Below are 12,063 nucleotides of genomic sequence, written 5' to 3' on the forward strand. Positions count from 1 at the left end.
ATGGAGTACCCATTTATGATAAAGATTCAAGGCCTTATAAAGGAATTTCAAGTAAAAAACAAAGATAAGAAAACAGTTACCAAGCGGGCGGTGGATAATCTTTCCCTTCATGTAAAGCCAGGGGAGATTTTTGGTATACTGGGGCCAAATGGTGCCGGAAAAACCACCACTATTCGCATGCTTACTATGGAAACAAAACCTACCCTTGGAGAAATTTATTATAATGGGGAATCCATCAAAAAAAATCCGTTGGAAATAAAGAAACTCATTGGTGTGGTGCCCCAGCATATTAATTTTGATAATGATCTGACTGTGGGGGAGAATATGGAGCTTCACGGCCGCCTTCATCACATGAGCTCTGAAAAGCGTAAGCAGCGCATTCAGGAGATGCTGGATTTTGTGGAGCTGGGGGATACCATTAATCGTATGCCCCGTTCCCTTTCCGGAGGCATGAAGCGTCGTCTTCTTATTGCCCGTTCCCTTATTCATGAGCCTAAAATTCTCTTCATGGATGAGCCCACTGTGGCCTTGGATCCCCAGGTGCGTCGTCGTATCTGGGACCTTATAAGAGCATTGGCCGCCAAGGGAACCACAGTTATTATTACTACCCATTATATTGAGGAAGCGGAAGCCCTTTGTAATCGGGTGGCCATCGTAAATAAGGGCAAGCTCATTGCCATTGATACCCCTGAGGCCTTTTGCAAAAGTCTGGGGCGGATTACGGTGGAATGGGATGATGCAGACGGGCACCAATATCAGTTCTTTGAAAGCCGTCAGGAGGCGGCAGCCTTTGCGGGAACATTGGAGCATGGGGCACATATCAGAAGAACTAATCTGGAGGATGCCTTCATTGAGCTCACCGGCAGAAAGGAGGGGGTATAATGCTGCAGGATATTTGTACCGTCTTTTGGCGGGATTGGGTGGTATTGAAACGACGTTTGCCAAAGTTTATCCTTAGCCGCATGGTGGCCCCTATGCTGTATTTGGTGGCCTTTGGCTGGGGCTTGGGAAGGAACATCCAGGTGGGCTCCGGCTCATATCTGGATTTTTTAGTACCTGGTATTATGGCCTTAAACTCCATGAATATCAGCTATAACAGCCTTACCCCTCTTTGTACTGAGCGTATTTATCACAGAAGCATTGGGGAATATATTATTGCGCCTATGCATTTTAATGCCTTTATTATTGGCAAGATTTTGGCAGCTGTGCTGCGTGGGCTTATTTCTTCTGCAATTATTATGATTTTGGCCCTGGCCTTTGGGGCAAACCTCAATATTACTCCGTTGTTTGTGGGAATTCTCATATTAAACTGCATAATATTTGCGGAGGTGGGATTTTTCGCCGCCATGAAAATGGACAGCTATGAGGAGCTGTCCCAGGTGAATACCTATGTGCTGTTGCCCATGTCCTTTTTGTGCGGTACATTTTTCAGTACACGTACCTTGCCGGAGGTTTTTCGCTGGTTCATCGATGTATTGCCACTGACCCATACCTCCTATCTTTTAAGAGGGATTTCCACCCAGAGCCCCGTGGCTTTGGAGTCAGTTGCGGTGTTGGCGGTTTATGCTATAATAGGTTTTATATTGGGCAACAAGGCCTTTCGCGATCAGTTAAAGTAAATTGTAGCCCTATTCAGTTAGTATTCTATATTCTGACTGAATGTAGAGTAGTTTTACATGTTAGCATCGGATAAAAAGGAATATTGGGAGATGTAGCTGGGGACGTATTTTGCGTCGGTACTTAGTGAATCCAAGCCTATGGGCGTAGGATGAACTTAGTATCCGTTACGCAAACTAGTGAGCGAGAGCGTTCCCCAGTACATCTCCCAATGAGACTGTATTATAGTGCAGTGTAATCAACATTATTGTACACATAGTAGGAATAATATGCTGAAAAGATTATTTAGGCACACTAAAGGAGAGGGCAATGACTGCTCCAAGCTGTGCTGTACCAAAATCGAAAATTTCACAGTTAAAGTAGGTAAGCTGACTATATTTGAGGATGTGAATCTTCATGTCCACTGCGGTCAGCTTACGGCCGTTATTGGACCAAATGGGGCGGGGAAAAGCACCCTTCTCAGGGCTATTTTAGGGGAGATTAGTCATACCGGAACCTTAAAATATGCCGATGCCAAGGGAAAGCGTACGGGAAAGCCGATTATTGGCTACGTTCCCCAATATCTTAAATTTGATGTCAGTGCCCCTATTACGGTGCTGGATTTGTTTTCCGCCTGCCGCTCCCGTCGTCCTATCTGGCTTTTGCCCTCCAACATTCGTAGTGAGGTGGAGGAAAGTCTGAAACGGGTTAAGGCGGCTGATCTCATTGATCGCCGTTTGGGGGCTCTTTCCGGTGGAGAGCTTCAGAGGGTGCTTTTGGCCTTAGCTCTAAATCCAATGCCGGACATTCTCCTTTTGGATGAGCCAGTATCTGGTGTGGACCAGAATGGTCTGGAAATCTTCTATAATATTTTGGAGGATTTGCAGAACAACGAGGATATGGCCATTATCCTCATATCCCACGATCTTAATATGGTGGCCCGTCACGCTGATCAGGTGGTGCTCATGAATAAGGGCGTGGTATGCTCCGGCACCCCGGAGGAGGTTTTCCATGACAGCAGAACCCGAAAGATTTTTGGTATGCTTACAGAGGGCGGTGTCAATCACGGAGGTACCGGCTTTGTTTGGGTTGAGCATAAGAAGAAAAAGCATCAGCAGGGTTGTGGCTGTCCTGATTGTGCAGAAGCAGAGGGGGATGAGGAATAATGGAATGGCTTGAGTACGATTTTATGAAAAATGCCTTTCTGGCAGTTCTTCTCATAACCCCGCTGTTTGGCTTGCTGAGTACCATGGTGGTATCAAACCGCATGGCCTTCTTTTCGGATTCCCTGGGACATGGCGCTTTTACGGGCCTGGCCATTGGTGCGGTGGTGGGGATTATATCACCGATGCAGTCTTTGATATTGTTTTCTGTTGTATTTGCTCTGCTTATTACCTGGATTAAGAATAAAAGCTCAGCCTCCACAGATACCATTATCGGGGTGTTTTCATCTACTGGTATTGCCCTGGGCCTTATGATGATGTCTTATGGTGGCGGCTTTAATAAATTCAGCAATTACCTCATTGGTGATGTGTTGAGCATTACTACCCAGGAGTTAGGTTCCCTGCTTTTGGTGCTGGTGCTGGTGTTTGTCCTTTGGGGGCTGATGTTCAATAAGCTGCTGGTGCTAAGCATCAACCAGTCCTTTGCCCGCAGCCGTGGTATAGATGTAATGCTTACTGAAGGAATATTTGCCGCCATGGTGGCGGTGGTGGTGGCCATCAGTATTCAGTGGGTAGGTCTTTTGATTATTAATTCCCTGCTGGTGCTTCCTGCTGCTGCTGCCCGCAACGTTTCCAACAGCGTAAAGCAATATCACGTTGTATCCATTGGCAGTGCCATGATTTCCGGCATTTCGGGACTTATGTTGGCATACCATTTCAATATGGCTGCCGGTGCCACTATTGTGGTAATATCAGCTGTTATTTTCTTTATTACCCTACTGTTAAAGCCACGCTTTGTTCGTTAGCCTTTGCTGTGCTGACTTTCTCTTGCGGATTAAGCCACTGGATGGTATAATGTCCCTTGTGAGAATTTTCATTCCGCAATGACATTTCATTTGCGCTCGTAGTCCAGTGGATAGGACGTTAGCCTCCGGAGCTGAAAGCGTGGGTTCGACTCCCGCCGAGCGCACCACCAATAATTATTCAACTGCCTTACAGCTTGTGGGGCAGTTTTTTGTATTTCTTTTGAGGTGAACTGTTTTTCTGGAGTGAATATTAAAGAATATACATAGATAGTATTTTGCCTTCCCCTCGAGGGGAAGGGGGACCGCTACTGTATGTAGCGGTGGATGAGGTGTAACATATATGAATAAAGAAAATAATTCATTTTTAACAGGTAACGCACAAAAATTACGTAAAAATATGACTAAGGAAGAACGGCATCTTTGGTATGATTTTTTAAAAAAATTATCTGTCAATATTAATAGGCAAAAGGTTTTGGGAAACTATATTTTGGATTTTTATTGTGCTAGTAAGAAATTAGCCATAGAATTAGATGGAACACAACATTTTGAGGATATAGGCAGAGAAAAAGATGCATTACGTGATAATTATTTGAATGAAAGAGGTATAAAGGTTCTCAGGTATTCCAACAAAGAAGTTAATCAAAATTTTTCTAATGTATGTGAAGATATTTATATTCATCTTTTTGGACAACAGTAAGCGAGAAAAGTTTGATGACACCTCATCCGAGCGCTTTGCGCTCACCTTCCCCTCGAGGGGAAGGCTTACTATACCTTGACTTACAACACATATTTTGCTAAAATTCTTCATAGCGATGAAGAAGAGGAGTAGTCCTTTAGGAACTGTCACGGAATAACTCCTGTATCTTGCTTGTCTAAATATTCACTGTCTGCGTTGTCGTCCTTCGTCATAGCACCACTATGACTCACTTCTCCGCCTAGACAGTAAATATTTATTCTTCGCAATATCCTAGGATTTACTCCGTGACAGTTCCTATCAAGCGATGCAGGGGTGGTGCGAGCCTGCTGTTGGGACGAATGGCACTTTGGAGCGTAAGTAAATATCCATTGAGGCGGAATGCTTTGGCATTCAAGCAGGGTGGAACCGCGGGTTATCTCGTCCCTGTAACATTATTAACCGATGTTACAGGGGCTTTTTATATGCATCTGTAACAAATCAGAAGGAGGCAAACTCTTATGAAATATCAGGAAATAATCCTGGCCCTTCAGCAGTTCTGGTCCGAGCAGGGCTGTATTCTGGGCGAACCTTATGATGTAGAAAAGGGTGCCGGCACCATGAACCCATTCACTTTCCTCAGAGTTCTTGGACCTGAGCCTTGGAATGTGGCCTATGTGGAGCCTTCCCGCCGTCCGGCAGATGGTCGTTATGGTGACAACCCAAACCGCCTTTATCAGCACCATCAGTTCCAGGTTATTATGAAGCCATCCCCTGACAATATTCAGGAGCTTTATCTGGCATCTCTGGAGCGTCTTGGCATCAACCCTAAGGAGCACGATATCCGCTTTGTAGAGGATAACTGGGAATCTCCAACTCTTGGTGCCTGGGGCCTTGGCTGGGAGGTATGGCTTGATGGTATGGAAATCACCCAGTTCACCTATTTCCAGCAGGTGGGCAGTCAGGATATTAAGCCAACTGCCGTTGAAATTACCTATGGTCTGGAGCGCCTTGCTATGTACATTCAGGGCGTGGAGAATGTATACGACATTCAGTGGGTTGGCAACTACACCTATGGTGATGTATTCCATCAGAACGAGTTTGAGCAGTCCACCTATGCCTTCGATCTGTCTGATGCAGATCTGCTCTTTGAGCTTTTCGACAAGTATGAAAAAGAGGCTGTTCGCATAATCGAAAAGGGCTATGTTCATCCAGCCTATGACTATGTATTAAAGTGCTCCCATGCATTCAATATGTTGGATGCCCGTGGTGCTATTTCCGTATCTGAGCGTGCTGCCTTCATTGGTCGCGTTCGTAAGCTCGCCCGTATGTGTGCCGCATGCTACTTGAAGCAGCGTGAGGAGCTGGGCTATCCAATGATGGGAAAGGGGAATAAGGCATAATGAGCAAGACTTTATTATTAGAAATTGGTACTGAGGAAATTCCAGCCTATGCAATGCCTGGTATTATCGCTCAGCTTAAGGAAAATGCCGAGAAGACCTTCACTGACCTGCGTCTTTTCTATGACAATGTAAAAACCATGGGTACTCCACGTCGTCTGGCCCTTATCGTGGAGGGACTGGCTGAAAATCAGGAGGACCTTTCCAAGGAGAACCGCGGTCCGGCTGTTAATATCGCCTTTGATGCCGATGGCAATCCTACCAAGGCAGCTCAGGGCTTTGCCCGGGGCCAGGGTATTGATGCCAAGGATCTGGTTACCAAGGATGGTTATGTATATGCCATGGTACATGAGGTGGGCGGCAAAACCGTTGACCTTCTCAGCGATACATTGAAGGGTCTGGTGGATGGCCTGAATTTCCCAAACAATATGCATTGGGCTGATCTGGACTACAAGTTCATTCGTCCCCTTCGTTGGCTGGTGGGCCTCTATGGTGAGGATGTTATTGATTTTGAAACTGCCAATGTAAAATCCGGCCGCATTTCCCGTGGCCATCGTTTCCTCTCTGATGGGGATTTTGAAATTAAGTGCGCTTGCAGCTATGAAAAGGCTTGTGAGGAGCAGTTCGTCATCGTTGACCATAACCGTCGCCGTGAGATGATTCGTCAGCAGATCGTGGAGCTGGCTGAGTCCAAGGGTGGCAAGGCTCAGATTGAGGAAGGTCTGCTGGAGGAGGTTCTATATCTGGTAGAATATCCAACTGCTCTTTGCGGTACCATTGATGATAAGTATCTGAAGCTCCCTGCTGAGGCTGTTATCACCCCAATGCGTGACCATCAGCGTTATTTCCCTGTATTGAAGGATGGCAAGCTGATGCCTCTCTTTATTACCATCCGTAATGGTGGCAGCGAGCATCTGGAGGTTGTACAGCATGGTAATGAGCGCGTTCTTCGTGCCCGCCTTGAGGATGCCCAGTTCTTCTTCGATGAGGACCGCAAGAAGTCCCTGGAGGAGCATTGTGACAAGCTGAAGACAGTAGTATTCCAGGAAGGCCTTGGCTCTATATACGACAAGGCTGGCCGTTTGGAGAAGCTGGCAGCATATATTGCAGACCAGCTTAAGGTTTCCGACCAGGAGAAAAAGGATGCTGTTCGTGCAGCCAAGATCTGTAAGGCTGATCTGGTAACCGGCATGGTAACTGAATTCACTGAGCTTCAGGGTATCATGGGCCGCGAATATGCCCTTCTTGATGGTGAGAACGAAGCAGTAGCCCAGGCTATTGACGAGCATTATATGCCAAGAAGCGCATCTGATGGACAGCCTGCTTCTGTAGCCGGCCGTATCGTTTCTTTGGCTGACAAGATTGATAATCTGGTGGCAACCTTCAGCCGCGGTCTTATTCCAACAGGCTCCCAGGATCCATTTGCCCTGCGTCGTCAGGCCCTTGGTATGGTAAATATGCTGGTGGAGGCCAAGTACCACATTTCCCTTTCCGGTCTTGTGGCAAAGGCTATGGAGCTCCTTAATATCACTGATGCCAAGGCTCAGGCCAAGATGCAGGAGGATGTGGCTGACTTTATGAAGCTTCGTCTGAAGAATGTTCTTTCCGATGCTGAAATCCGCTATGATGTGGTGGATGCAGTATTTGTGGATGTTGATGATATTTATTCCGTAACCCTCCGTGCCCAGGCTGTCAATGAGGCAGTTAAGAAGGAAGGTATGGAAGAAACGATTCAGTCCTTTAACCGTGCCGGCAACATTTCCCGCAAGGATGAAACCGTTGCTCCTGGCTGTGATGCTTCCCTCTTTGTGGAGGTAGCAGAGGGCGTGCTGAATGATGAGTTCAAGGTAGCTTCTGCCAAGGTTGAAAGCCTGCTGGCAAATCAGGACTATGCTGGTGCCATTGCTGAGCTTACCAAGCTGGCAGCTCCTATTGATGGCTTCTTTGATGCTGTTATGGTTATGGACAAGGATGAGAAGATTAAGAACAACCGCCTTGGATTGTTGAAGGCTGTTGATCAGCTCATCTGCAAGGTGGCAGACTTTAGCAAGATTGTTTTAGGATAAATAATAGACGCAGAGACAGTGGCTTTTAAACTGTTTAAGCCATCTGTCTCCGCGTCATATATTTAACTAAATAAAAAATGCTGTTCCGAAAGGAACAGCATTTTTTGATGATGTTTAAATTAGTCTTTTACAACCTCAGCCAAGGTAGCTGCTACAGACTTGCTCATGATGTCCAGAGCAGTATCAACAGCCTTGAGGAACATCAGACCGCCGTCAGCAACACCACGACCATTAGAAACAGCGTTCAGGTCGATATATTCATGAACTGGCAGCTTGCCGCGCTCTTCAGCAATCTTTGCTTTGAGAATTGCTTCGATAGATTCCTGAGTCATTTAAAACTCTCCCCTCTAAATTCATAATAAACATAATATGCTATATTATATCATAGAAAAATACTTTTGTGTACACTGTTTTTAATTAAAGAAACCTCCAACCCTTGACATAAGTGGGTTAAAATGATAAACCATAAATAGAGATTATGCAAAAGGCGGTGTGACATATGAAGGTTAGGGAAAGAACTGAGGAAAATGAATATCAGATGCTGTCTCCCTTGGCGGCCAAAAGTCGTGATGCAGAAAGGGAACGCCCTGAGGATGATTGCGAATTCCGTACCAGATTCCAGCGGGATAGAGATAGAATTATTCATTCCAAGTCCTTCCGCCGCTTAAAGCACAAGACTCAGGTCTATATTATTTCTGGTGACCACTACCGCACCCGTATGACCCACAGCCTTGAAGTTTCCCAGATAGGCCGTACCATTGCCAGAAGTCTGCGTCTTAACGAAGACCTTACGGAGGCCATTGCCCTAGGGCACGATGTGGGCCATACAGCCTTTGGCCATGCGGGGGAAGCTGTTCTTGACCGTCTTACAGGCCACTTTGCCCACAACGAGCAGAGCCTGCGGGTGGTAAAGTATCTGGAAAAGGGTGGCAAGGGTCTTAATTTGACCAGGGAAACCATGGATGGTATTCTTAATCATAGTGGCAAGGGAATACCTTTTACTATGGAAGGAAAAATTATCCACTGGGCTGACCGTATAGCCTATCTTTGCCATGATTATGACGATAGTATGCGGGCGGATATATTAAAGCCTGATGGCTTGCCGAAGATTGTCATTGAAAAAATCGGCACTGATACCTCAAAAATGATAACCGCTATGGTATCGGACATGATTCGTTCCTCAGAAAAAGCAGGAGATATTACCTTCTCCGAGGAAATGACCGAGGCTATGAGAATTTTTAGAGAATTTATGTTCAATAATATATATCACTCAGAACGGCTGGCCAAAGAGCGGGGGCAGGCAGTTTTTGTTATTGAGCAGCTTTTTAAGTATTTTATGGACAATCCTGACAAGATGCCCCATGAGTTTCAGGCTCGCCAGGCCCAATGGGGGCTGGAGCAGACGGTGGTGGATTATGTGGCCGGCATCACTGACAGCTATGCCGTACAACTTTTTAATGATATTTTCATGCCGCCTGTGGGGGTAATGGTGAAGTAATTTCAAGGTTTGTCACCATTAGTTGAGATACTAATATGATTTTGTCAAGAAAGCAAGATGAAAACATACGGGTTTTCATCAGCCCTTACACGAAATCTAAGGCTTATCTTGACAAATTTGTATAGATTCGCCAAGATTTCGTAGTAAAAAAAGGATATTTTAGATTTATATTGAATATTAATAGTGCAAGGGATTTGAATAAGGCTAGACGAATTTTTGGTGGGTTCTTGCAGGAATTTTATGTTTAGCCTCGAATTATACTGTGTGCCTTTTGGTATCAAGTATAATGGTATGACAAATCTTTGCACTGTTTTTATGCGTTGGAAAAGGATGAGTACACATGGCAACCTGGCTGACAGACGAATTCGTGGAAAGAGTTCGGTCAGAATCAGATCTAGTTTCTGTAATCTCCACTTATGTACCGCTGAAGCGCAAAGGAAAACAGTTTTGGGGCTGCTGCCCATTTCATAATGAAAAAACACCTTCCTTTGCTGTGACCCCGGAGAAGGGATTTTTTTACTGCTTTGGCTGTCACGCAGGTGGGGATGTTTTTAAGTTTATATCTATGATTGAAAGCCTTTCCTACAGGGAGGCCATAATTTTTCAGGCAGAGAAGCTGAACATTCCCCTTCCTGAAAGAGAGCGGACACCTGAGGAAATAGCCCGGGAGGAAAAGCTGAAAAAGCTCCGGGAGGCCCATGAACTGGCTGGTAAATTTTTCCATAATTGTCTTACTATGACAAAATATGGAATCGCTGGTTTGGATTATTTTCATCATCGTGGTATAAACGACAATATAATAGAAGAATTTAACCTTGGTTTTGCACCTGATGCCTGGGACAAGCTCACCACTGCCTTTGCAAAGCGTGGTATTGATACCGAGCTTTTGCTGGAAAGCGGTTTGGTGGTAAAAAGGCAGAAGGGGCAGGGGGAATATGACAGATTCCGCAACAGGGTCATGATTCCAATTATGGATGAACGGGGCCGTGTGTGCGGTTTTGGGGGCCGTGTTATTGATAATGGCAATCCCAAGTATTTAAATTCCCCTGAGACTGCTTTGTTTAACAAGCGCAGACTCCTCTTTGGGCTTGACAAGGCCCATAGGGCTATTAGCCAGGAAGGCTTTTCCCTTGTGGTGGAAGGCTATATGGATGTAATTTCCGTAGCTGCAGCCGGCATCAAAAATGTGGTTGCTTCCCTGGGAACAGCATTTACCGTAGATCAGTGCAAAAAGCTGTTGCGCTATGCTCCTGCTATTTATTTTTGCTATGACAGTGATAGCGCCGGGCAGGAAGCTATCGCCAGAGCCATAGGCATAGCTGCTGAAACCTCTGCCATAGTTAAGGTAGTTCAGCTTCCGGATTGCAAGGATCCTGATGAATATATCAGAAAGCATGGAGCTGATGATTTCAGAAAGGTTGTAAGTCAGGCTGTTTCTGTGGTGGAGTTCCGCTTACGGCACGTTATGGCCCACAGTGATGTATCCGGCCTGGAGGGCAGGCTTAAAGCCTTGTCAGAAATGCTTCCTATTTTGGCCACTATCAAAAATACTGCTGAGCGTTCAGCCTATGTATCCAAGGTTGCACAATTGCTAAGTGTGTCAGAAAATGATATACTTGTAGAGTTAGGCAAAAAAAGTCGCTGGCCAGTAAACCAGCCCAGCTCCGGCAGGACCGTAAGAAGTGTGGTGCGTCAAGTTGATGACGCAGGCCGCCGGGCAGGCAGGGTAATCATTCGCATGGTATGGGATGAGCCCGCTATCCTGGATCATTTTGTAAGTCTGGTGCCTATGGAGTCAGTGCCTGACGAGATTCACAAAAGAATATTGGAGGCTCTGTATGAAAAGTACAGGGCGGGTGAGAAAATAAGCGACATAATGGGGTTGGCCAATTTAGGCGACGAGGCAGTAGAGGAATTATCCCGGGCTGTAGTCGAGGATTTAGGAGAGGAAGACCACTCTGTTTTATATGAAGCTTGTGTGCGCCAATTACGAAGAAATTATCTGGTGAGTCAGTATGAAGTGCATTCAAAAAATGCCGAGGAATTGTATCGGCAGGGTGATGCAAAATATTTGGAGGAGCTGGCCACCAGTCAGAAAATAAAACATGAAATGGATGAATTACAAGGTGTTAATTGACAATCAACTACCAAAATTCTGAGAAAGGAGGTTTATCAATGGCTGAAAAAAAGAAAAAGACAACCACTACTGAACAGGAAGATGCTAAGGCAGTAGCAACCCAGAAAAAAACAAAGACCACCAAGGCAGCAGAGCCAGCGGAGAAGAAGACTGGTAAGACTACCGCCAAGAAATCTACCAAAACTACAACTACCAAAACAACTGCCAAGACTGTAGAAAAGAAGACGGCGTCACCAGCCAAGGCTGCAAAGACTACTACTAAAGCAGTAAAGAAGACAGTTGCTGAGGATAGTGCAAACAAGACAGACAAGGGCGCCAAGGCTGAAAAGGATGCCAAGGCAACCAAAGCTACAAAAGCCGGCAAAACAACAAAGAGTACCAAAGCTAAAGAAAGTGCTAAGCCAAAGGCTTCAGTTGAAGCAGAGAACACTGTGGATAATGCCATGGATATGGAGACTGGCAATTTAGCTGATTTAGTGGAGCGTGCCCGTGATAATGGGAATAAGATAACAGCAGGGGAGATTATGGAAGCATTACAGAAACAGGATATATCTCCAGAAGAGCTGGATGAGATTATCGTTGACAAGTTCAGTAAGAATGGTGTGGAAGTTTCTTTTGACGATAACGACTCGGATGATGATGTTGATAAACCTGAAGACGAAGAAGACGTCGACGTTGAGGTTGGTATTAACATACCTGACGGTGTAAATATAGATGACCCAGT

10 protein-coding genes, 1 tRNA gene and 1 pseudogene are annotated in these 12,063 nt (G+C 45.5%); 11 read left to right on the forward strand and 1 reads right to left on the reverse strand.

The window, feature by feature from the left end:
- Positions 1-15: 15 nt before the first annotated feature.
- The 8 genes from T355_RS0109085 (at position 16) to glyS (ending at position 7,704) form a co-directional block, all read left to right on the forward strand.
- Entirely contained in the window at positions 16-882 is an 867-nt protein-coding gene (locus T355_RS0109085) for an ABC transporter ATP-binding protein (protein WP_037330076.1), read from the forward strand.
- On the forward strand, positions 882-1,619 hold the full coding sequence (locus T355_RS0109090) for an ABC transporter permease (protein ID WP_027397479.1): 738 nt from the start codon (positions 882-884) through the stop codon (positions 1,617-1,619). Before T355_RS0109085 ends, T355_RS0109090 begins: the two co-directional genes overlap by 1 nt.
- Before the next feature lie 267 nt (positions 1,620-1,886).
- On the forward strand, positions 1,887-2,762 hold the full coding sequence (locus tag T355_RS14125) for a metal ABC transporter ATP-binding protein (RefSeq protein ID WP_081777656.1): 876 nt from the start codon (positions 1,887-1,889) through the stop codon (positions 2,760-2,762).
- Positions 2,762-3,565, forward strand: a complete 804-nt coding sequence (locus T355_RS0109100) for a metal ABC transporter permease (RefSeq protein ID WP_051555509.1) — start codon at positions 2,762-2,764, stop codon at positions 3,563-3,565. The genes T355_RS14125 and T355_RS0109100 overlap by 1 nt, the downstream gene beginning before the upstream one ends.
- Before the next feature lie 92 nt (positions 3,566-3,657).
- Positions 3,658-3,732, forward strand: a tRNA-Arg gene (locus T355_RS0109105).
- A 173-nt stretch (positions 3,733-3,905) separates the two neighbouring features.
- Positions 3,906-4,262, forward strand: a complete 357-nt coding sequence (locus T355_RS0109110; protein ID WP_027397481.1) for an endonuclease domain-containing protein — start codon at positions 3,906-3,908, stop codon at positions 4,260-4,262.
- Positions 4,263-4,759: 497 nt separating this feature from the next.
- Positions 4,760-5,641: a glycine--tRNA ligase subunit alpha gene (gene glyQ, locus T355_RS0109115; RefSeq protein WP_027397482.1), complete on the forward strand. Its 882-nt coding sequence runs from the start codon at positions 4,760-4,762 to the stop codon at positions 5,639-5,641.
- Positions 5,641-7,704: a glycine--tRNA ligase subunit beta gene (gene glyS, locus T355_RS0109120; protein ID WP_027397483.1), complete on the forward strand. Its 2,064-nt coding sequence runs from the start codon at positions 5,641-5,643 to the stop codon at positions 7,702-7,704. The genes glyQ and glyS overlap by 1 nt, the downstream gene beginning before the upstream one ends.
- A gap of 119 nt (positions 7,705-7,823) precedes the next feature.
- On the opposite strand, the gene T355_RS0109125 is transcribed toward glyS, so the two are convergent.
- Positions 7,824-8,036, reverse strand: coding sequence for a hypothetical protein (locus tag T355_RS0109125; RefSeq protein ID WP_027397484.1), 213 nt, complete (start codon positions 8,034-8,036; stop codon positions 7,824-7,826).
- A 167-nt stretch (positions 8,037-8,203) separates the two neighbouring features.
- Between T355_RS0109125 and T355_RS0109130 the strand changes: the two genes are divergently transcribed.
- From T355_RS0109130 to T355_RS15615, 3 genes and pseudogenes are all read left to right on the forward strand, one after another.
- Positions 8,204-9,202, forward strand: a complete 999-nt coding sequence (locus T355_RS0109130; protein WP_027397485.1) for a deoxyguanosinetriphosphate triphosphohydrolase — start codon at positions 8,204-8,206, stop codon at positions 9,200-9,202.
- A gap of 340 nt (positions 9,203-9,542) precedes the next feature.
- Positions 9,543-11,339: a DNA primase gene (dnaG, locus tag T355_RS0109135; RefSeq protein WP_027397486.1), complete on the forward strand. Its 1,797-nt coding sequence runs from the start codon at positions 9,543-9,545 to the stop codon at positions 11,337-11,339.
- A gap of 449 nt (positions 11,340-11,788) precedes the next feature.
- A pseudogene (locus T355_RS15615) lies at positions 11,789-11,995 on the forward strand (RNA polymerase sigma factor region1.1 domain-containing protein); the annotation flags it as partial.
- Between the last annotated feature and the right edge of the window lie 68 nt (positions 11,996-12,063).

It is taken from the genome of Anaerovibrio lipolyticus LB2005 (assembly GCF_000621545.1).
GTDB classification, from domain to species: Bacteria; Bacillota; Negativicutes; order Selenomonadales; family Selenomonadaceae; genus Anaerovibrio; species Anaerovibrio lipolyticus_A.

What these genes read in the sequence shown, in the direction of transcription:
- T355_RS0109085 (WP_037330076.1), top strand. Translation starts at nt 16, where the DNA reads ATGATAAAGATTCAAGGCCTTATAAAGGAATTTCAAGTAAAAAACAAA.
- T355_RS0109090 (WP_027397479.1), top strand. Translation starts at nt 882, where the DNA reads ATGCTGCAGGATATTTGTACCGTCTTTTGGCGGGATTGGGTGGTATTG.
- T355_RS14125 (WP_081777656.1), top strand. Translation starts at nt 1,887, where the DNA reads ATGCTGAAAAGATTATTTAGGCACACTAAAGGAGAGGGCAATGACTGC.
- T355_RS0109100 (WP_051555509.1), top strand. Translation starts at nt 2,762, where the DNA reads ATGGAATGGCTTGAGTACGATTTTATGAAAAATGCCTTTCTGGCAGTT.
- T355_RS0109110 (WP_027397481.1), top strand. Translation starts at nt 3,906, where the DNA reads ATGAATAAAGAAAATAATTCATTTTTAACAGGTAACGCACAAAAATTA.
- glyQ (WP_027397482.1), top strand. Translation starts at nt 4,760, where the DNA reads ATGAAATATCAGGAAATAATCCTGGCCCTTCAGCAGTTCTGGTCCGAG.
- glyS (WP_027397483.1), top strand. Translation starts at nt 5,641, where the DNA reads ATGAGCAAGACTTTATTATTAGAAATTGGTACTGAGGAAATTCCAGCC.
- T355_RS0109125 (WP_027397484.1), bottom strand. Translation starts at nt 8,036, where the DNA reads ATGACTCAGGAATCTATCGAAGCAATTCTCAAAGCAAAGATTGCTGAA.
- T355_RS0109130 (WP_027397485.1), top strand. Translation starts at nt 8,204, where the DNA reads ATGAAGGTTAGGGAAAGAACTGAGGAAAATGAATATCAGATGCTGTCT.
- dnaG (WP_027397486.1), top strand. Translation starts at nt 9,543, where the DNA reads ATGGCAACCTGGCTGACAGACGAATTCGTGGAAAGAGTTCGGTCAGAA.